The following is a 21,162-nucleotide window of genomic DNA, read 5'->3' as shown; positions in this document are numbered from 1 at the left end:
CCCATATTTTATTTAATATTATAAACAGAGTGCATGCTAGACCATTGAAAGTCTTTTAACAGTCTTTCAATTTTATTTTCCATTGATGCTAAGTTTATATAGTGACGAACATTTGATGTAAATGAAGCCCCTTTTACTCTTGGCTGATTAGGATCAATTTCCCAAGGGTGAAAATAGAAGCTATAAGGCTGCTTTTCAGTTGATAAGAATTTATTAATTCTTTTTTTCGATAGAAAATATGGATAAAGCCTAAAATATCCTCCGCCACCAATGCCAGTATTTTTATTGTTTATTCGCAATGTTGGGATTGGTATTTCCCATAACCCTTCATCACGCCAATATTTAAATCTTGGCCAGTCTGGCGTGCCATATAAGTCGTGTTCAATGGGGTAAGTGCTCGAGCTATATTTTATTCCAAGCTTTACCAATAACTCAAAAGCCCACTCATTAGACTTGTTGATTGAAAAGCTAGGTGCACGATAGCCAGTAACTTTTTGTCCAGAAGCTTGCTCTAATATATCAATACTCGTTGCAATATCTAATTCTAGCTCTTGTGGTGATTGAGTTGTAGCTCTTCGATGATTACTACCATGGCTAGCGACTTCATGGCCTTGGTCTGCTATTTCTTTAATAAGCTCAGGAAAAGCTTGAGCTACCCAACCCAAAATAAAGAATGTCGCCTTGGTGTTATGTCTGCTAAATAAATCTAGAAGCTTTCTCGTGTTATAGTCGACTGTAGGTTGGTAATTCGACCAGTCTTTAGGATCAATAACTTGATCAAAAGCGGATACGTGAAAATAGTCTTCTACATCTACCGTCATGGCGTTGGTAATTATACTGCTCATTCCGTTTAACGCCCTTTGCCAAATAAAACGATTTCTACCGTTCTAATTAAAATGAGTAAATCTAATAAAAAGCTTCTGTGTTTAATATAGTACAGATCATATTTTAGCTTTTCTAAAGAATCTTCTTCAGTTGACCCGTAAGGATATTTAAGCTGTGCCCACCCTGTTAGCCCTGGCTTTACATTGTGGCGTTCATTGTAATATGGCAGGTTTTTAATTAAGCCTTGAACGAATTCTGGACGTTCTGGCCTTGGGCCAACAAAGCCCATGTCACCTTTCATTACATTATAAATTTGAGGGAGTTCGTCTATGCGATATTTGCGTATGAATTTGCCAATTTTTGTGGTTCTGTCATCATCTTCTGACGCCATTTGAGCGCCATCTTTCTCAGCGTCAATGCGCATACTTCTGAACTTAATGATGTTAAACGCTTGTCCATCTAGTCCAACACGCTGTTGAAAGTAAAATATCGGTGCATCAAATCCTTCATCTAACTTAATTAGGATGCCAGTAATTAACATAATAGGCCAAACTAGCAACATTAAAAAGAAGGCCATTGAGGCGTTAAAAATCCAATCTAGTGTGTTTCTCAGGTAGTTGTTAGATGCAAAACCGTTAGAGTATATTACCCAGCTAGGGTAAATAAGGTTTACGGCTATTTGCCCGGTCTCTCGCTCTATAAAATCCAAAATTTCAGTGATTTCAATGCCGCGAATTTTACATGCAAACAGCTCGTCTACAGGTAAGTTGTTTCTTCTTTCATCACCCGCTACAACTATTTCATCAATGTTATTTTCTAACGCGTAAGAAACTAAAGAATCCTCTAGAAGGATGCGTGTTTCATGCTTTACACCATCTTCAATATCGCCTTGCATAATTACAAATCCATGGATATTGAAATTCTGACGGTCAACATCACGTCGCATTCGTCTTTCTATTATCGACGCTCTTTCTCCAGCGCCAAGCACTAACACTTTACGTTTATTTAAACCGAAAAAGTCAACTTTGAAGGTAAATGCTCGGAACAGGCTAGTAGAAACAAAATTAATTAAAGAAGCCAGTGCTAAGGCTTCTATTGGTAATTCGTTAGGACGGTATAACGGGTTTATTATCGTTACAATAAAAAAACTAATTGAAATCGCTATCAGAACTCGTCGAAGTACCCCTCTAAAATTTTCTCTCAGTTTAGAGTTGTATAAGCCTAATGCTAAAGAGGATAATTGGGTTACTAGGGCGAAAACCATGGCATAAACAAAAATAACATTGTTTTCAATTTCAACGTGTCTAAAAAGATTAAATGCCGTGTTGATATATACCGCGAAAATTAATGCGCAAGCAAATATAATAAACTCAATTAAAACAAGCGATTTACTACCTGTAGATACATCACGAAACTTGGGGCTTGCCATAAGCTAACTATCGTCCTAATGAATAATGAAAGTTCCTCTAACATCGCTATTAGAATCGATTGTTGTATGAATGTAAAGAATGCTAGCCTAGTGTAATAAAAACGTAGCTTATAAATAACGCCATAATTAAGTGAAAGATATATGAAAATCAAATACAATCTGTTACGTTGTTTACAAAATCGTTAATTTTGATGTCATTGACAGGTCAGCACCATGGAAAAACTAATAACAAAATATCGTCAAATATTAAATTTGGTCCTTGTAACGCTTATAATTGGTGGTTGTAGTAGTAACCCTAATTTGCCTAGTGCAACAATCCAACCATCCGTAACTAAAGACATTTCCTCCTATAAATATTTAATTGGTCCGGGAGACGTTTTAAATATTTTCGTTTGGAGAAACCCTGAAGTTTCAGGTAGTTTCGTTGTTCGCCCAGATGGCATGATTACGACTTCATTGGTTGAAGATATCCCTGTTTCAGGCAAAACACCAACGGAACTAGCGCGTTCGATCGAACAAACGCTTTCAACTTATTTACGCGACCCAATCGTCACTGTCACCGTGAATGACTTTAATGGCCCATTCAGTGAGCAAATCAGAGTCATAGGTGAAGCTGCTGAGCCCCAGGCATTAAGTTACACGCAAAACATGACATTACTCGATGTGATGATTCAAGTTGGCGGTTTAACGGAGTTCGCCGATGGTAACGACGCCGTTTTAGTGCGTGTAGAGAATGGTCAGCAAAAGCAATACAACATTTATTTAGAAGATTTAATTAAAAATGGCGATATTTCTGCAAACGCAGATTTATTACCAGGCGATATTATTGTAATCCCTGAAACATGGTTTTAATTTTTCCTAGTAGTTAGAGGTCAGGAATGCAAGAACTATTCGAACAAATAGTTGACTATTTAAAAGGTATCTGGATTAAACGTCGCTACTTAATGGTAGCGACTTGGGTTATTTGTCCAATTGGTTGGGCTTATGTCACGTTAATGGATGATGTTTATGAGTCAGAAGCTAGGGTGTATGCTGATACACAATCGATTTTACGCCCTTTATTAAAAGGCATTACCGTAGAGAACAACCCTAATGTTCAAATCCAACTGATGGTTAGAACGCTTTTAAGTCGTCCAAACGTTGAAAAAATTACTCGCATGAGTGACCTTGATATTCAAGCTACGACCGCTCAGGACTATGAAAATTTAATTGAAAGATTGAAAGAAGATATAGATATTAAGAAAGTTGGCCGAGGGCGCGACGAGAATATTTATACGATTAGTTACGAGAATAAAGATCCTGAGGTTGCTCGTATTGTTGTGCAATCTGCCTTAACGGTTTTTATTGAAAATACACTAGGAGAAAACAGGACAGACGCAGATGCAGCGCAAGAGTTCTTAGATGATCAAATTCGAGAGTATGAGAGCCGATTATTAGCTGCAGAAGCCCGGTTGACGGATTTTAAACAAAAATATAGTGATGTATTGCCTAATCAAAATGGTGGATATTACGAAAAGCTAAGTACTGCCAAAGAGCAATTGAAAGACATTGAATTATCATTGTTAGAGTCCAAAACACAACTCAAGTCAGCAAAGCAACAATTAACTATACCCGCTCAAAACGAATTATCTCCAGGCAATGCGGTACAAAACTCATCTACAATAAAAACAACATATGATGACCGTATCGCTGAGCTAGAAGTAAACCTTGACTTACTGCAACTTAAGTATACCGAAATGCACCCTGAGGTGATTGAAGTTAATCGACGTTTAGCACACTTGAAAGAGCAACGGACTAAAGAAATTAATGAATATATTGCTTCAACCAATTCATCAAGCAAAAACACGTTGGCTTATAGTGAAAACCCAGTTGTTCAAGAGGCGCAAATTCAAGTTAATAATCTCGAAAACCTTGTTGCTTCCCTTGAAGTTCGAGCGCAAAATTATCGAGAGCAAGTTGTTGATTTAGAAAATAAGATCCATACCCTTCCTGAAATTGAAGCTGAATTAGTTGCACTAAATCGTGGATATGAAATTACTCAACAAAAATATGAAGAATTACTTGTAAGAAAAGAAACCGCTTCTTTGGCACAGCAGGCCGATCAAACGACCAATAAGATACAATTTAGAGTTATAGACCCTCCTAGAGTTAGCAGTGAGCCTGCAGGGCCAAATAGAGCATTATTCTATATAATTGTCACAGTACTTGGTTTTGGTGTAGGCGTTGGTTTGTCGTTATTGATTAGTGAGTTGAAACCTGTTGTGACATCTGGTGCACAAGTGTCTCGCGCTACAGGTATTCCAGTATTTGGTGTTGTTTCAGCAACTGAATCTTTAGGCCTTCAAGAATGGCACAAAAAGAAAACTTGGCTCTTTATTTTATCGAATATGTTACTTTTATTTTTATTGACGTTTTTTATGATTTATTCATTATTTCCAAGTGTAATTAAGGAACCAATTAGAGGTTTAATGGGCTAATGAGTACGATAGAAAAAGCACTAGCGAAAAGAAACGCTAAAGGTAATTCAGATTCAGAGAGTGTAGAATCTAAAAGTTCTATTGAGGCGGCGCAGGAGAAAACCGAAAATTCTCAACCTGCTAAAAAATCTTCTGTGATAACAGCTAAAGACTTATTGTTGGAAATTGACATTGAGAGCCTTGAAAGTCGCGGTTACTTAATAGATAACGGGACAAGAAAAAGCATTAAGGACGAATTTCGCCAAATAAAACGTAAATTGTTTAATAATGCTTTTGGTCCTGCATCGAAAACATTAAAAAATAGTAATTTGGTTATGGTTTCAAGCTCAACACCAAACGAAGGGAAAACATTCGTCGCAATAAACCTCGCGTTAAGTATTGCTTTAGAGCAAGATAAAACTGTGCTTCTTGTTGATTCAGATGTTTTGCGTCCGAGTATTTCAAGAGAATTAGGTTTAGATCATAACTCGGGCTTGATTGAGTATTTACTTGGCGAGAAAGAGCAAGTAAATGAAATTATCTACGGCACTAATATTCCTAATTTAAAATTGATACCCGCAGGTAACCCTCATCACCTTTCTAATGAGTTGTTGGCAAGTGGTAGAATGGCTAACCTCACCGAAGAGTTGGCTAAACGTTACCCAGATCGTGTTGTAATCTTCGACAGTCCACCATTGATTGGTGTCACTGAGACGCCTGTTGTAGCTAGTTTAATGGGACAGGCTTTAATCGTGGTAGAAGAGTCAAAAACGAGAATAGAAAATGTTCAGGCAGCGACTGAAAATCTTAATGAAGATCTTGCTGTCGGTATTGTGGTGAATAAAGCAATAAGATCACACAAGGATATGTATGGCTACTATGGCTATGGGTACGGCAAATAAAAAATTATCAGTAATTTGTTTAGCGATTCTTACATCTTTACATACCGCTCACGCAGGTGAGTGGGACTTTACACCAAGTTTAACATTGGAAGAAAATTATACTGACAATGTTGAATTAGTGGATGCTGGCGAAACAGAGAGTTTAGTCAGTCAGTTAGGAATTGACTTCAGTCTTGATTATTTAGCGCAAGGCGCTGAATTTACTTTCAATTCTTCAAGTATTTATGCCACGTATTCCCATGATCACGATCTTGATGACGGTTTTTTAGAGCTCGATACCAATGGTCGTTTTGCCCTCTGGCCAAATGGTATTGCATTGGTTTTTAGTGCCACGGTTGAAAACCAAGCAAGAAATGGCGCTAGAAATGCGTTAGCTGATATTGTGTCCGGTGATACTGTGCAAACTGAGCGATATAGCGGCGGCTTCGAATATCAAATAGATAACAGTGACTTTCAATTTTTTGCTAATGCCACGTATAACCTGAACCAAGCTGACGATGATATAGGTGAACAAGAAGGTTTTTCTAGCCAAATTCTCACCAAAAATGGTAATGCTTCTAGAAATGTATTTTGGGATTTTAATGCCAATTATCTGGAGCGCACCAATAACGATCAAGACTCAAAACGTCATATCGCAGAGCTGAAGTTAGGTTGGATAACGAATTACAAAATTAATCCATTTATTCGCGCTTATAACGAAGATAACACGGGTAATGTTGGTAACAATAATTCATATGAGTCTAACTCTTACGGGGTAGGTTTACGCTGGTTAGTTACACCGCGCTTTTATTTAGATGTTAGTTATAACAAGCCTGAAGATGAACAACAGAATATTGATGGTGAAGAGCAAGAAGAGTACGTAAATGCTGAAGTGAATTGGCAGCCTACAAGTCGCACGACCTTGAATGCAAGTTACGGACAGCGCTTTTATGGTGAAAGCTACTCTTTAGATTTAACGCACCGCAATAAGCGTTTAACCAACAGCATTCGTTATTCAGAAGAAGTACAAGTTTTTACACGTGATAACTACGAATACTTACCTCAAGGTGCATTTTGGTGTCCTATCGACTTTATTGAATCAAGTGAATGTTATGTAGAGCCGGGTGATAACTTTAATTTTGATGATTATAACTTAGTGACATTTAATGATTTTGAGATTATTGAAGATAATGAGTTTTCATTAAACAAACGTGTTGCTTGGACGTCGGAACTAAAGTTACCTAGAACCACATTTAGTTTTGATTTGAATTTTAATGACAGAGAAAGCCTTGAAACACGTATTTCAGATCGAAATTCAGGGGCAAACTTTAAAATTGATAGACGGGTTAGTGGTTATTCAACGGTTGATTTAAAGCTAACGTATACCGAGAAGCTTTTTGATTACCAAACCGAAAATGAACGAACAGATAGATATCGCCAATATGCGATTAATTACAAACGTGACTTGAATGCTAAGTTTAATTTTAATGTAACGTTAGCTCATGTTAATCGCGACTCTAGTCAAGAAACCTTCAACTATAAAGAAAGTCGTGTAACGTTGAAATTTATTAAGGACTTCTAACCAGATGTATGAAAGCTATTATGGTTTTAAAGAAAAACCATTTCAGTTGAGCCCTGATCCGCGATTCTTTTTCGCCTCTAATCATCACCAAAGAGCTTTATCGTATCTTCAATATGGTCTTGACCAAGGCGAGGGCTTTATTGTTATTACAGGGCCAATAGGAACTGGTAAAACAACAATTGCACGTAATCTACTCAATAATATTAATGACGCTAACATTGTTGCTGTGCAGTTAGTGACAACAATTTTAAACCCTCATGAACTATTAGCTTTGGTAGCAGCAGAATTTCAAATAGAGGTTGAAGGTTCAAGTAAAGCAGAGTTATTGCAAGGTATTGAACAGTTTTTAATTCGACTTAATCAACAGGGTAAAAGGGCGTTATTAATTGTTGATGAAGCGCAGAATTTGCCTTCTGAAACGGTTGAAGAACTTCGTATGCTATCTAATTTTCAGCTTGACAATAAGCCGTTAATTCAAAGTTTCCTATTAGGACAAGAGGAATTAAAAGGCATTATTCAAGCGCCAGATATGGAACAGTTTAGGCAGCGAATTATTGCATCTGCACATTTAAAGCCTCTATCAGAAGCAGAAGTAAAAGAATATATAGATCACCGCTTGCAGCAAGCAAATTGTAATAAGGAACATGTTTTTGATGAAGGGGCCTATGCGGTTATTCATGATAAAACTGGCGGTGTACCAAGAAAGATTAATATTTTTGTAGATCGTATTTTACTGTTTGGTTTTTTAGAAGATTTGAACGTGATAGACGTTGAAGCGGTTAACCAAGTAGCTGAAGAAATGGAAATTGAGTTAACCGGTTCGCTTCATGCTAAACCAATAAGTGAAAGTACAGCAACTCAAACCATCACAACTGAAATAGAAGCAGCAAGTTTAGATTCAATAAAATCAACGTTAAAAGAAGTTGAAGACATTTTAGATACCACCATAAAAGAGAAAGTGAAAATGGCAAGATATGTAGATAAATTGCTTAAACAAAAGAATAAAGAACTTTCTCAAAGTAAATAGGTTTTCGTCTTTATCAATTAAATGCCTCGATCATCATATGGTCGAGGCATTTTTGTTTTACAAGGCTAATCCTAGGCTGTTAATTGTCAGTCGGTTTGCCAAGCAACTTATCTAAAGTTAGCTTTAAACCTTGATGGTTAGGGAATTTAGTGTGTGCTTCTTCTAACAGTGTAATGGCTTGTTTAGTTTGATTGTTGTCATTTAAAACAACAGCTAATGTATCAATGATATCGGGGTTATTAGGTTGTAGTTGATATGCTTGTTGCGCATAGTTAAGAGCTTTAGTTGCCTGGCCATCCTCATTAAGCAACCAAGCTAAGTTATTTAAGGTAACCGGATCATTTTCTATCAAAGTCGCCATATTTTGATAATGTTCTATGGCTTTGTTTTTATCTACGCCGATATAAAGTTCAGCTAAGTATTTATGAACATATTCATTTTCAGGCTCTGTTTCCAATACTGATTCTAAAAACGAAATAGCATCACTTTTCTTATTCTGAGCGGCAAGTGATTGCGCATAAAGCATCGCTGAACTAGTTTCATGCTTTAATGTATAAGCTTTATACAGATAACCTTCCGCTTTGTAGAATTGCTTTTGCTTTATAGATATTTGCCCTAATAGTTTATTCACGGCGGAATTATTTGGTATAAGTTTATCCAATTCATTCGCTTTTCGCTGAGCTTGTTCTACTTGTTCCGTTGCCATTAACAAATAGCTTTCATAAAATTTTAGCGCGTTGTTACTTGCTAAAGATGATCTATTTAAGCTTTCTTGCGTTAATCGTAGCGCGTCAGTGTGTTTTGCGTTCTTTGTTAGGTATTCAACGTATAAAACAAGCGCATTCCTATTATCTGGCTGAATAGACACCCAGTTTGCAAATAGTGATTCAAACTTATCTTTTTGCTCTGTCTGGGCATACAAACCGAGTAACGTGGCGAAATATTGGTTAGGTGAATTCTCGCTTAGTTTATTGTTTAGTGATTCCAACACTTTAATTGCGTTGTCTATGTCATTATCTTGGATATAAGTCAGACCAATTGATATTTCTGGCCACTCATTGGTCTCGCTAACAAGTGATTGCAAAAATGCACGGGCATCTATTCGGTTTTGCTTGGTTACTTGGTTACTAAGATAAAGCTGAAATGCCTTTGGTTGGCTGCTATTTGATGATAATAGGCGTTTCAGATAAGTGTCAGACGCTACTAAGTTGTCTTCTCCTTTTTCAAGGATTGCAAGGTTATATAGCGCGGTATTATTCGTATTATCAGTCTCTAAAACAGCTAAATAACTGCTTTTTGCTAAGGCACTTTTTCCTGTTTGCTGTGCAATATTACCCTTTAACAACAGCGCAACGTTATTGTCCGGTGTTAATGCTAACCATTCTTCAGTTAGCTTGGCCGCAGTTTCTAAATCACCACTTTTAACGTAAGCCAAAATGAGTAGTGAATTTGATTGAGTAGACTCTGGTGAAATAGATTGAGCGTAAATTAGATCGTCTATGCCAGATTGATCATTGGTCGCAAGTTTGGCAACACCATGCTTAAGCCAAACTTGCGGATCATTGGGCGCCGACTGCTTTGCTTGACTAAACAATTGCTCAGCTTCTTTGGTCTTTCCTTTAAGTGCTAATTGGCTGCCAACCTCACTGTAGAATGCTTGGTTATTTTCATTCTCTACGCTGATGTTTTCCATCGTTTCTAGCACGTCTTTTGTGTAGCCAAGTTCAAGTTGAGTTATCGCTAACACTTTGTGAAGCATATGTTCAGCAGGCGTTGCTTCTGCTAGGGGAGAAAGTTGATAATAAGCGTCTTGAAAGTTCCCCAAATAGAAATGACTTAAGCCAAGAATGACCTGAGCCGTTTGATTTTCAGTCATATTTAGTACTTGAGACGATTTGTCTTTAGCAATCTCAAAGTCTTTTTGCTGTATTGCTAACTTAGCCTCTTGAAGTAAAACGGCAGGATGATCAATATAGCTTTTACTTAAACTTGCGATAACAGAACTAGCATCTTCATACTTTTGTGCTTTCATCAATGATTCAGACTGCAAAATACCGTAATTTAACTCTTGAGGATATTGGCTATAAAGCTTTGAGAACGTGAGCGCCGCTGCATTATAATCTTGCGTGTACATTTCTAGCTGAGCTTTTAAGTTCAGCGCTCTTTTATCGAGTTCTTTGGCCTGAGCGTATTGATTAAGCTTCTCTAACGCTAAATCAGGAGTCTGTGTTCGTGCTAACAGTAAAACTTCGCCCATTAATACTTCATAATGCTCACTGTCAATCGATTGTGCTTGAATCAAGTATTGTTTAGCTTGAGCAATATCTTTCTTTTCTAGTGCTACCTGCTCTCTGATGATTAAACTTTCAATTTGGGTATTGTTTTGTAAAAACGCCTCATCATCTAACAAAGCAATCGCTTGATCTTGCTCGCCTTCTAGCAAAGCGACTTTAGCCAATAAAATAACCAATTCTTCTGATTCAAGCTCAGCTTGTTTTGCAAGATCGAGTTCTTTCTTTGCGGCAATCACGTTATTTTGTTGCCAATAAGTTTTGCCTAGCAATAACCTAGCTTGAGCGCTATCAGGGGATGATTGGAGTAAGTTTTTTAATGTGATAACAGTGGCAGGGTAGTCGCTATTGTTATAGTAGGTTTGTGCTTCAGAAAGCTGTTCTTCAACAGATTTTTGCTGGCTGCAAGCAAAAATGAATAAGGTGAATAAAATAGTGAGAATGCGGCTTAACGAAACCATGTGAAACTTCCTGAAAGTCCATGTTATGTAACGTTAAATATTACTTTGCAACTACCTTTTTAGCAATCATAAACATGATTCTTGGCATTAAACCGGCATTACCGAATGGTCGCCAAGTTTTTACTAGCTTGTTTCGGTAGGCATCGAAGTGTAAACCGTGAGGTGCATGCAAAATTTCACCGCGATTGAGTAAAATCTTTAATGCGTAGGTTTCTGCGATACCGGCACAAAGGTTTACTGCCATACCTGTTGATGGCCCGCGTTTTTCATGGAAGCTAACGGCTGTTTCGTCAACGAGGTAAGGGCGCTGCAACATGGCAGGTGACAGGCCAATTAAAAATTGGATAAGCTGGTCGTCTTCAGATTTACCTTCAAAACGAAAATATTCTTCATAACTCATTTTTCCAGGCATAAAACATAGAAAAGCACAGCCCATGCCTAATGGTGCTGCGGTAACAACTGGAATATTCTTTTCATAACACTTTTGGAAAACAACCTTTCGCGCTTCCAATGCAAAAAAATCTAGACTGTCGACATAAAGATCAACACCTTCTAAAAAGTCATCTACATTGTGAGCGAAAATGCCTTCAGGGTATGAGCGGATGTCAGCTTCTGGATTGATGTCTCGCGCCATTCTTTCCATGACGGCGACTTTATCTTCACCAATGGTAGACATAAACGCGCCAAATTGGCGATTGAAGTTGTGGACTTCAAAATCATCAAAGTCAGAAATGCAAAAGTTGCCAATACCTAATCGGGCGAGTGTTAGCAAGTGAGCGCCACCAACACCACCTGCACCGGCAATGGCAACGCGCTTTGTTCTTAGTTCAGCTTGTTCTTCTTTGGTAACCCAGCCAATATTACGGCTAAACGCTTTATCGTAGTCGAACATGCAATATCCTTATTATTCTATGGTATCTACTAGCTGTGTAGCTAAATCGTCATGAATGGCATCGTATAAAGATTTGAAACCTGGTGTCAGGTTGTTCAAGAAAATATCTGGGTTGATGTAATATGGTCCGCGCGTACCATGGTACTCAACAGGTGTACCTAAGGCTTCAAATTTAATGCCAACGAACTTCATACTGCGAGCTAAACGAGGTTCCATCATAACGTAAACGTGTCTGATGCCTGAGTCTATTGCCATAGAAGCAGCAACCATATATAAACCAATAGCAATAAATGGAAAGCAACGAAGTTCAGTTTCTGAGTAACTGTGCTCACTGATAACACCGGTTGCCGACCCTGTAAATTGGTCGGTACGACGACGACGAAACTCTGCCCTAACTGCTAATCGTGATATTTCACACACTTCTTTTCTATCAAAGTTACGCGGATCTAATTTAGGGTTTTCGATCGCTGCCGCACAGTATTTTTCAATGGGCAGTAATTCACCTTCGTTTGCTGCACGCACTATACGCACACAGCTAGCGTAGCTATCAGACGGTTTGTGTTTGATCATGGCGAACATTGACTGTTCGTCAAATTCATCGGTTTCCATACCGTTTGGCCGAATAGGCTCAAAACCTAACTCTTCACAATAAACGTTATGGCGAATTTTAAATACTTCTTCCTTAAGTTCTGGAGTATCAGCAAATACAGGTTGTAAAAACTGAGTGAAATGCGCGGCAATGTTTTGCGCATCACTATTAGCTTTCATTGACGCGACTTTTTTAGTTACGTCGCCAATGATGGGAGCGTTGAGTATTTTTTTACTCCAATTCATCCTGAGTTTGACCCCTTAAACTTCTCTCGAGAGCTAAAATTACTTGCTAGCTCGCAAACTACATGTAAATTTAGTATATCGTACATTTTTGACCTAGCTAGCTTTTTTCGTGATTAATTAGCATTAAATGTGCTCAATGCCAACTTTCACGGGTAAAACGTCACATGCTGTTTTATATCCCGTTTGAAATAAGCGCTCTTTCTTTTCACTGCTCATTGTAAAATCTACGGCTGAGCTATTGCCGGTATTTACTACAACGGTATTGTGCCAAAAGGCATCATTAATATATTCGCGAGAAATCGTTGTCATAAAGGTACGAATTAATAGCGTTATATAATTAAAAATTGGAAATATACCATTCGTGTTTAAATCGTCAGTTTCATGCTCGCCTCTTAACCGAAAGCATAGCACAGGCGTACCATCTTTCGCCCAATCTCGATGCAGTGCATCTTCTGATAAAATGCTACCGTCTACCATTAGGTGATTACCGAACGGTTTGAAACTAAACACTAAAGGAATCGACATTGAAAAGCGCACCGCCATCGATACTTTAAGATCTGGCGTGTGCTCAGCATCAAAAATTACCGGCGAGCCCTTTTTAACGTCAGTCGCGACAATGTGCAGTTGTTTATCAAGCTCTTTAAAGGTTTTACCGCGCAGCAGTCTGTCTATCCATTGCTCAAAAACATCACCAGAGCTTAAGCCGCCATTGCGTAGCAGCTTAAATAAGGAAAACTCTCTAAATTTATTGTAGTTGGTTTCAAGTGCTATTAGCTTGATTTCTTCACAACTTAAGCCACTAGCATATAAGCTACTGATGATACTGCCACCTGATACACCGACAAGATGATCAAAGGCGATGTTATGCTCTTCTAGGGCTTTTAAAATACCGACATGCGCTGGTAGCCGAGTGCCTCCACCTGCAAAGATAGGCACAACTTGTTTTTGCTTTTGCATAATACCTTATTAATAGTGTTAAACTTCTTCGGTATAAACAAGTATGGTCAAAAAGCGATTTTTTGCTCACTATTAGAAATAATTTTTATCTTTTTCATTGATTAACATGGATTTTCAAATGCGCTTTGTACTGCTCTTTCTTGGTTTGAACCTACTTTCTTTTACATTGTGGGCAAGTAATTTAGTAGATACGTTAAAACAAGTTAAACCTTCAGTTGTTGGTATTGGCATTTATACACCAACGGGTAGGCCACAAGCTGAAATTCGTGGTTCTGGTTTTGCTATTGGTAACGGTCAATATGTGGCAACTAATTATCATGTGTTACCTGAGTCTCTTGATCAATCGCTTAATCAACAACATGTTGTTTTTGCGGGCAGTGGTAAACAAGTTAAAACGATTAAAGCAAGCGTTGTTGGTTATTCTAAAGAATACGATTTAGCTATTTTAAAATTACAAAATACTTCACTACCCACGTTTAAACTAGCTGATGATGAATTTGTTGATGAAGGGTTAGATATTGCCTTTACAGGATTTCCCATTGCCAGTGTATTAGGGCTTTATCCAGTTACACATCGTGGCATCATTGCCAGTATAACGCCAACTATCTCGCCGGTAGCAGATAGTCGACAAATGAATATCCATATGTTGAAAAAACTAAGAAACCCTTATCTAGTTTATCAATTAGATGCGACGGCGTATCCCGGTAATAGTGGCTCTGCAATGTATGACATCGAGAGCGGTGAAGTGATTGGTATTATTAATAAAGTGTTTGTTCAAAAAAGCAAAGAAGGTGTGATCTCTCAACCTAGCGGTATTACTTACGCTATTCCTGTGAAGCATTTGCGTGAATTAATGATTAAGCACAAGGTGCCTAATTAACGCTATTCGGACGTGAGTTGAGCCGTGCGCGTGTTATTTAATTGGTTAAATAGCGTCGAAACGGGCACTAATTCAATATTTTGTGCAGCTAAATGAGGAATTAACTGTTTCAGAGCTGTTATCGTTTCTGGGTGTGGGTGAGCAATACCAATAGCAAACTCATCAAGTTGGGCTTTATCAATGAGCACTTTGAATTGCTGCTCAATATAATGAGCGTCGGTATGGTTATCCAGAAATACATGACGTTGTAGATGCGGCACACCATAAACATGGGCTAATGCACGGGTTTTACTTTGAGAAGTAGTCATGCTGTCGATAAAAAACAGTTGGTGTTGCTTCAAAAACTTCATCGTACTTGCCATCGGTTTTCTTAGCTTGGTTAAATGACTGCCCATATGGTTATTGATACCTACCGCAAAAGGTATTTCAGCCAATGCATGTGCTAATTGTGCATTGATTTTCTCTTCACTCATTTCACTGGTAATGGCGCCAGGACCTAATAGTTTTCCACTGGTTGATTCCATTGGGATATGCAATAAAACATCTTTTTTAGAGCTATTTGCTTGTTCTGCTAGTTCTTTGGCAAAGGGGGTGTGAGGAAGAAACGCGTAGGATATTTTGCCAGGCAGCGTTAGCGCGTTCTGGTCTGTTTTACGGTAGCCAATATCATCAATGATAATTGCCACTTTAGCGCTGTGAGCGCTAAAGGCTAATGGGAAAATCATAAGTAAAATGAGGATGATACGCACGAGTAATAAATTATTATTTTTATAGTTTAATGTAGTTAGCTTAACAGTCAGTTACAAGAGAGTAAACCAACCGATTATCGACACCATAGTCTAGGATTAACGGCTTTTCCTTTGTGGCGGATTTCAAAATAGAGCCCAGAATCAGCTTTACCGCCACTTTGCCCTGCTAACGAAATTGGCTCACCAGATTCAACACGATCGCCAACATTTTTCAATAATGTTTGGTTATGGCCATATAAACTCATGTAGCCATCACCGTGATCAACAACAATCACTAAGCCATAGCCTTTTAACCAATCAGCAAATAATACGGTGCCGCTATGAATGGTGGATACAGTTCTACCGACAGGCGTGGCAATCATAATGCCTTTCCATTTTAAATAGCCTTGTTTTCTCGTACCAAAGCGATTCAAGTGTTTGCCTGAAACTGGCCACGTGAGCTTCTTTTTAAGTTGACTTAAACCGGTTAATTCAGCTTCTTTTCGGGCAAGCTTTTCAATTTCGGCAAGCGCTGCAACTAAGCTATCTTCTTCTTGTTTTAGGCGCTCGATTTTGTCATTACTCGATTCAATCGATTTATTGAGCTTGGCGATGCTTTTGGCTCGTTGACTTTTTTGTTGTTTTAACTTTTCTTGCTGTTGAGTTTGTACGACACGCAATTCTTCAAGCTTTGTTGATTGATTCTGATATTGGGTTGTTACGTCAATTAACTCAGCAATTGTAGCTTGAAAGGCTTCTATTTCTTCAATACGAGCATCATTTAAATATTGGTAGTATTTTAAGGTGCGTTGAACATCGCTCGTATCTTCTTGATTGAGTAGCAATTTTAAGTAATCGTGCTGACCACTTGAATAAGCTGCTCTTAATTGTTTGGCCAGTAATTGCTCTTGTGATTTTTTTTGTTCGGTTAACTGCTTTTTTTGCTTTTTTAATGCTACGAGCTTTTCAGCCGTTTGTTTTAATGACGTTTGAGTTTTGCTCAGTGCCTTTGCAGCCCTAGCAATCGCAATATCATCACGTTTTAATTCGGCTAGAATTTTATCGCGAGCTTTATTCGACTGCTTCAAGCTCGCTTGTTGTTTAGCAATGGCTTTTTTTACCGCTTCAAGCTGTTCATTGGTGCGCGCCTCATCATTGGCGACCACGGCAAAAGGTGTTAAGTAGCAAATACTACTTAACACCCAAATAACAATAAACAGTGAAACTTTAGGCATAAACTACTTAATCTGCATTAAGTTTGTGCCTGTCATTTCTTCAGGCTGCGGTAGGCCCATCAGGTTTAAAATTGTTGGCGCAATATCACTTAGCGTGCCTGAATTTGCTGGCGTTGCATCTCTACCTACATAAAGTAAAGGCACTGGCTCACAGGTATGGGCAGTATGTGCTTGGCCGGTATCAGGGTTTACCATTTGCTCTGCGTTACCGTGATCAGCGGTAATTAAGCATTCTCCACCGATTTTCTCTAAAGCAGCTAGTACTCGGCCAATTGACGCATCTACCGCTTCACAGGCCTGAACAGCGGCGTCAAATTTACCGGTATGACCAACCATATCGCCATTTGGGTAATTACATGCAATAAAGTCATAGTCGCCACTTTCGATAGCTGAAACAAGCTCATCAGTTAACTTTTCAGCGTTCATTTGAGGTTGTAAATCGTAAGTAGCAACTTGTGGTGAAGGCACTAATACGCGTTTCTCACCGTTAAATTCATCTTCTTTACCGCCAGAAAAGAAAAAGGTCACGTGAGCATATTTTTCAGTTTCTGAGATACGTAATTGTGTTTTGTCATGTTTTTCAAGCCACTCGCCAAGTACATTGTTTAATGATGTAGGTGGGAAAGCACAACTCGTTTTTATGTCAGCGGCATATTCAGTCAGCATGACAAAGTCTGATAATGCAGGTGCTGACTTCTTAGCAAAGCCAGAAAAGTTTTCTTCCGTAAAGCAGCGGGTGAATTGTCTTGCTCGGTCTGCTCTAAAGTTCATGAAAATTAAGCTGTCACCATCGTTCATGCTTATTGTTTCACCAGCCGCATTGGTAATAGCTGAGGCGCTAACAAATTCATCATTTTCATCACGTTGGTATGCTGCCTCTAAAGCATCAACAGCATTGGTAAATTGATAATTGGCTTCACCATCAACAACGAGGTTATATGCTTGTTCAACACGTTCCCATCGTTGATCACGATCCATTGCAAAGTATCGCCCGCTAATCGATGCCACTTGCCCAACGCCAATTTCATTAAACTTGTCTTGTGCTTTTTCAAGTGACGCTTTCGCACTACGTGGCGGTGTATCACGACCATCTAAAAAAGCATGCAAATATATTTTAGTCGCGCCTTTTGCTATGGCTAAATCTATCATGGCGAAGATATGGTCTTCATGGCTATGAACGCCGCCGGGTGACATTAAACCACAGACATGAACGGCGCCATTTTTCTCTACCGCTTTTTCAACAGCAGCAACTAGGGTAGGGTTATCATTGAAATCACCGTCGTCAATTGATTTGGTAATTCGCGTGAAATCTTGATAAACAACGCGACCTGCACCCAAGTTAACATGGCCTACTTCAGAGTTACCCATTTGGCCATCTGGCAAACCAACGGCCATGCCTGAGGTATTAATTAACATATTTGGCACACGGGCATTAAGCTCGTCTAGCACTGGGGTTTTTGCATGATAAATAGCGTTAGATTCTGTTTTTTCGCTATATCCCCAACCATCTAAAATTAATAATACCGTTGACTTCTTGTTTGGCATCGCCATATCCCTACTTAGGTGAATGTATATTTGAAATGAAAGCTGAGCTCTATTTTACACACAACGGTTTAAAATTCACTGGCAAAATTGCATAAATTCTATGCCGAAATGGAAATTATTATTCAGTTTGGTATTAGCAGTTTAGCCTGTATACTGTAGCCAATTTTTTTATAACTAAAACCCTTGGAATTTTTGATGGAAGAATTTTTTACATTTTTAGCAAATAACGCTGTATTAACGGGTGTTTGGTTAGTGATATTTGGTTTGATAATTTTTACAAGCATCAAAATTAAAATGTCGCCAATCAAGCAGTTATCACCACAAGAATTAACCTTCACAGTAAATAAAGAAAATGGTGTGGTCATTGATATTCGTGCTAACAATGAATTTACCAAGCAACATATTATTGATGCGGTACATTGTTCGAATGAAAAAATCACAAAAGGTGAGCTTACTACCCTTGAAAAATATAAAGACAGACCCATCATTGTGGTATGTGCGCAAGGAATGTCTGCGAATAAAGCTGCAAGTCAGTTATTAAAAGCAGGTTATTCTTCTGTGAATTTATTAAAAGGTGGTATGAGTGCTTGGGTAGCAGCAGGCTTACCAACCGTTAAGAAGTAAATTATGGCAACTGTAGAAATTTACACTAAAGTTTATTGTCCGTATTGTGTTCGCGCGAAGGCGTTATTAGAACAAAAGCAAGTTCAATACACGGAATATAAAATTGATCAGCAACCAGAGTTGCGTGAAAAAATGATCGACCGAAGCCAAGGTGGATATACAGTGCCACAAATCTTTATCAATGATCATCATGTTGGTGGCTGTGACGATTTATTTGCGTTACATGCGCGTAATCAACTTGATGAATTGTTAAATAAATAATTCAACGCTTTAAAAGCCCAAAATTTAAAATAGGAAGTAAAAAATGGCTGACGATATTCAATCAGGTGCACAGCAAAACGAACAAGCACCACAGTTCCACGTTCAACGTATTTACACAAAAGATATTTCTTTTGAAACGCCGAATTCACCAGCTATTTTTCAACAAGAGTGGAAGCCTGAAATTAAGTTAGATCTTGATACTCGCTCAAACCGTTTAGCTGATGACGCTTATGAAGTTGTGTTAGCCGTAACAGTTACTGCAGAAATTGATGGTAAAGTTGCATTCTTAGCAGAAGTTCAACAAGCGGGTATTTTCGCTATTGCAAACATGCAAGAAGGCCAAATGGCACATGCTATTGGTTCTTTATGCCCAGCAACATTATTCCCATATGCACGTGAAACGGTTGCTAGCTTAGTAAATAAAGGTTCATTCCCACAATTAAACCTAGCTCCTGTCAACTTTGACGCGCTATTTGCACAATACGTTGAACAACAACGTGCACAAGCTCAAACACAAAACACAGAAACGCACTAATTCGTATGCAAACGTCGCATGATATTGTTGTTGTTGGTGCCGGCTCGTACGGCACTGCTTTAGCTATTTGTTTAGCGCGTAATGGTAATAAAACACTATTATGGGCGCGTGATAATGATCACATTGAGCAAATGCAAAAACAGCGCAGCAATGAGAAGTATTTGCCGGGTGTCGAGTTCCCTGAAAAGTTAGCGCTATCTGCTGATCTTAGCAAAGTGATTTCTGCAAGTACTAATATACTTGTGGTCGTGCCAAGCCACGCTTTTAGCGACATGTTGAATCAAATCAAACCTTATTTGCTACCCGAGGCAAAACTTGCCTGGGCAACTAAAGGTTTAGATCATGAAACCGGTCGTTTATTGCAAGATGTTGCGCAAGAAATTCTTGGTGAAGCTATTTCGTTAGCTGTGTTATCAGGGCCAACCTTTGCAAAAGAGATGGCTGCGGGAATGCCAACCGCTATTTCGATGTCATCTACTGATGAAGACTTTGTTAGTGAATTATCGCAACGTTTACATTGTGAAAAGCGTTTTCGCGTTTACCGAAATAATGACTTTATCGGTGTTCAACTCGGTGGTGCTGTGAAGAACGTTATTGCCATCGCTGCCGGTATGGCTGACGGTATTGGTTTTGGTGCTAACGCTCGTACCGCGTTAATTACCCGAGGTTTGGTGGAAATGACTCGCCTAGGCGAAAAGCTAGGTGCACACCCAACAACCTTTATGGGGATGGCTGGTTTAGGTGATTTAGTCTTAACCTGTACTGATAATCAGTCGCGTAATCGACGTTTTGGATTAGCGCTAGGTAAAGGCCAAGATGTAGACACTGCCCAAGAAGAAATAGGGCAAGTTGTTGAAGGTTTTCGTAATACCAAAGAAGTTAGTATGCTTGCTAAACGTTTAGGCGTTGAAATGCCTATTGTTGAACAAGTTTATCAAGTGCTTTATGAAAATAAGTCTGCTCAAAAAGCGGCTCAAGAATTACTCGCACGTACGCCAAAAACTGAATAGTCTCTAGCGGCTACAATAGCCGCTTGCTATGTTCTATTAGCCAAACAAGTTTTACTCTCTCGCCAATTAGATGGTGCTCAAGCGTATCTTAAAAAAATCCCATTAAACCGCGTTTGGGAAACCTAACTGACGCCAACTTTCAAAAATGATTACTGCAGTTGCATTGGATAAGTTCATACTGCGGCTTTCCTTTAACATTGGAATACGAATTTTGTGCTCGTCAGGTATTTGCTGTCTTACCGATTCAGGTAACCCTTTAGTTTCACTACCAAATAATAGGTAATCGCCAGCCTCAAAGCTCACATTATGGTGATAATTTGTGGCTTTGGTTGTAATGGCATATACCCGCTTTGGTGATTCATTTTTAACAAAGTCTTCGTAGCTAGCATGACGTTTTAGGTTAGCGAATTCATGATAGTCTAAGCCTGCACGTTTTAAGCGTTTATCATCGATATCAAATCCTAACGGTTCGATTAAATGTAGTCGGTAACCTGTGTTGGCACACAATCTAATGATATTACCTGTATTAGGTGGGATTTCTGGTTGAAATAATACAACGTCTAACATACAAAATTCTCTATCAAAACTCGTGGCGAGAGTATATCACTAGATGTTTATGATTTCTTGCTGCAATAACTTGCGCTAGCGCAAACAAGTATTAGCCAATCGTTTTGATTTAGCGAATGTAGGTTATGCTATTGTATAAATA

At 38.6% G+C, this 21,162-nt stretch carries 20 protein-coding genes; 10 read left to right on the top strand and 10 right to left on the bottom strand.

Features of this window, described 5'->3' with window-relative positions; translation table 11 throughout:
• Window positions 1-8 precede the first annotated feature (8 nt).
• Window positions 9-845: an XrtA system polysaccharide deacetylase gene (locus QQK02_RS07880; RefSeq protein ID WP_284207441.1), complete on the bottom strand. Its 837-nt coding sequence runs from the start codon at window positions 843-845 to the stop codon at window positions 9-11.
• 5 nt (window positions 846-850) lie between these two features.
• Window positions 851-2,254: a TIGR03013 family XrtA/PEP-CTERM system glycosyltransferase gene (locus tag QQK02_RS07875; RefSeq protein WP_284207440.1), complete on the bottom strand. Its 1,404-nt coding sequence runs from the start codon at window positions 2,252-2,254 to the stop codon at window positions 851-853.
• A 213-nt stretch (window positions 2,255-2,467) separates the two neighbouring features.
• Between QQK02_RS07875 and QQK02_RS07870 the strand changes: the two genes are divergently transcribed.
• Genes QQK02_RS07870 through QQK02_RS07850 form a run of 5 tightly spaced genes read left to right on the top strand, consistent with a single transcriptional unit; the run spans window position 2,468 to window position 8,200 of the window.
• A complete protein-coding gene (locus tag QQK02_RS07870) occupies window positions 2,468-3,106 on the top strand; it encodes an XrtA/PEP-CTERM system exopolysaccharide export protein (protein ID WP_284207439.1) in 639 nt (212 codons plus the stop codon).
• Window positions 3,107-3,132: 26 nt separating this feature from the next.
• Window positions 3,133-4,731: an XrtA system polysaccharide chain length determinant gene (locus QQK02_RS07865; protein ID WP_284207438.1), complete on the top strand. Its 1,599-nt coding sequence runs from the start codon at window positions 3,133-3,135 to the stop codon at window positions 4,729-4,731.
• On the top strand, window positions 4,731-5,612 hold the full coding sequence (locus QQK02_RS07860; protein WP_284207437.1) for an XrtA-associated tyrosine autokinase: 882 nt from the start codon (window positions 4,731-4,733) through the stop codon (window positions 5,610-5,612). The genes QQK02_RS07865 and QQK02_RS07860 overlap by 1 nt, the downstream gene beginning before the upstream one ends.
• Complete coding sequence (locus QQK02_RS07855; protein ID WP_284207436.1) at window positions 5,581-7,173, top strand: TIGR03016 family PEP-CTERM system-associated outer membrane protein; 1,593 nt, start codon at window positions 5,581-5,583, stop codon at window positions 7,171-7,173. The genes QQK02_RS07860 and QQK02_RS07855 overlap by 32 nt, the downstream gene beginning before the upstream one ends.
• A gap of 4 nt (window positions 7,174-7,177) precedes the next feature.
• On the top strand, window positions 7,178-8,200 hold the full coding sequence (locus QQK02_RS07850; RefSeq protein WP_284207435.1) for an XrtA/PEP-CTERM system-associated ATPase: 1,023 nt from the start codon (window positions 7,178-7,180) through the stop codon (window positions 8,198-8,200).
• Window positions 8,201-8,279: 79 nt separating this feature from the next.
• Here the strand turns inward: QQK02_RS07850 and prsT are convergent, their stop codons facing one another.
• The 4 genes from prsT to QQK02_RS07830 form a co-directional block, all read right to left on the bottom strand.
• On the bottom strand, window positions 8,280-10,952 hold the full coding sequence (gene prsT / locus QQK02_RS07845) for an XrtA/PEP-CTERM system TPR-repeat protein PrsT (protein WP_284207434.1): 2,673 nt from the start codon (window positions 10,950-10,952) through the stop codon (window positions 8,280-8,282).
• A gap of 40 nt (window positions 10,953-10,992) precedes the next feature.
• Window positions 10,993-11,844, bottom strand: a complete 852-nt coding sequence (locus QQK02_RS07840; RefSeq protein WP_284207433.1) for a ThiF family adenylyltransferase — start codon at window positions 11,842-11,844, stop codon at window positions 10,993-10,995.
• 12 nt (window positions 11,845-11,856) lie between these two features.
• A complete protein-coding gene (locus QQK02_RS07835; RefSeq protein WP_322790599.1) occupies window positions 11,857-12,612 on the bottom strand; it encodes a PEP-CTERM/exosortase system-associated acyltransferase in 756 nt (251 codons plus the stop codon).
• A gap of 189 nt (window positions 12,613-12,801) precedes the next feature.
• Window positions 12,802-13,635, bottom strand: coding sequence for a patatin-like phospholipase family protein (locus QQK02_RS07830; RefSeq protein ID WP_284207431.1), 834 nt, complete (start codon window positions 13,633-13,635; stop codon window positions 12,802-12,804).
• A gap of 118 nt (window positions 13,636-13,753) precedes the next feature.
• On the opposite strand from QQK02_RS07830, the gene QQK02_RS07825 reads away from it, so the two are divergent.
• Entirely contained in the window at window positions 13,754-14,515 is a 762-nt protein-coding gene (locus QQK02_RS07825) for a S1 family peptidase (protein ID WP_284207430.1), read from the top strand.
• Window positions 14,516-14,517: 2 nt separating this feature from the next.
• On the opposite strand, the gene QQK02_RS07820 is transcribed toward QQK02_RS07825, so the two are convergent.
• The 3 genes from QQK02_RS07820 to gpmI all read right to left on the bottom strand — a co-directional run bounded on the left by QQK02_RS07820 (window position 14,518) and on the right by gpmI (window position 18,023).
• Complete coding sequence (locus tag QQK02_RS07820; protein ID WP_284207429.1) at window positions 14,518-15,201, bottom strand: divergent polysaccharide deacetylase family protein; 684 nt, start codon at window positions 15,199-15,201, stop codon at window positions 14,518-14,520.
• A gap of 137 nt (window positions 15,202-15,338) precedes the next feature.
• Window positions 15,339-16,478 carry a murein hydrolase activator EnvC family protein gene (locus QQK02_RS07815; RefSeq protein WP_284207428.1) on the bottom strand — a complete coding sequence of 380 codons (1,140 nt, stop codon included), beginning with the start codon at window positions 16,476-16,478 and terminating at the stop codon, window positions 15,339-15,341.
• A gap of 3 nt (window positions 16,479-16,481) precedes the next feature.
• Complete coding sequence (gene gpmI / locus QQK02_RS07810; protein WP_407705025.1) at window positions 16,482-18,023, bottom strand: 2,3-bisphosphoglycerate-independent phosphoglycerate mutase; 1,542 nt, start codon at window positions 18,021-18,023, stop codon at window positions 16,482-16,484.
• Between the two features lie 195 nt (window positions 18,024-18,218).
• Between gpmI and QQK02_RS07805 the strand changes: the two genes are divergently transcribed.
• From QQK02_RS07805 to gpsA, 4 genes are read left to right on the top strand one after another with little or no spacing between them, the layout of a single operon-like run.
• On the top strand, window positions 18,219-18,647 hold the full coding sequence (locus QQK02_RS07805) for a rhodanese-like domain-containing protein (protein WP_284207426.1): 429 nt from the start codon (window positions 18,219-18,221) through the stop codon (window positions 18,645-18,647).
• 3 nt (window positions 18,648-18,650) lie between these two features.
• Window positions 18,651-18,908 carry a glutaredoxin 3 gene (gene grxC / locus QQK02_RS07800; protein WP_284207425.1) on the top strand — a complete coding sequence of 86 codons (258 nt, stop codon included), beginning with the start codon at window positions 18,651-18,653 and terminating at the stop codon, window positions 18,906-18,908.
• A gap of 43 nt (window positions 18,909-18,951) precedes the next feature.
• Window positions 18,952-19,443, top strand: coding sequence for a protein-export chaperone SecB (gene secB / locus QQK02_RS07795; RefSeq protein ID WP_284207424.1), 492 nt, complete (start codon window positions 18,952-18,954; stop codon window positions 19,441-19,443).
• 5 nt (window positions 19,444-19,448) lie between these two features.
• On the top strand, window positions 19,449-20,453 hold the full coding sequence (gene gpsA / locus QQK02_RS07790) for an NAD(P)H-dependent glycerol-3-phosphate dehydrogenase (protein ID WP_284207423.1): 1,005 nt from the start codon (window positions 19,449-19,451) through the stop codon (window positions 20,451-20,453).
• 102 nt (window positions 20,454-20,555) lie between these two features.
• Here the strand turns inward: gpsA and trmL are convergent, their stop codons facing one another.
• Window positions 20,556-21,020, bottom strand: a complete 465-nt coding sequence (gene trmL, locus QQK02_RS07785) for a tRNA (uridine(34)/cytosine(34)/5-carboxymethylaminomethyluridine(34)-2'-O)-methyltransferase TrmL (protein ID WP_284207422.1) — start codon at window positions 21,018-21,020, stop codon at window positions 20,556-20,558.
• Window positions 21,021-21,162 lie beyond the last annotated feature (142 nt).

The organism is Thalassotalea eurytherma (assembly GCF_030161415.1).
Classification (GTDB): Bacteria; Pseudomonadota; Gammaproteobacteria; order Enterobacterales; family Alteromonadaceae; genus Thalassotalea_G; species Thalassotalea_G eurytherma.
Note: the sequence above shows the minus strand (reverse complement) of the source record. Positions and strands in the feature narration are given on the sequence as shown.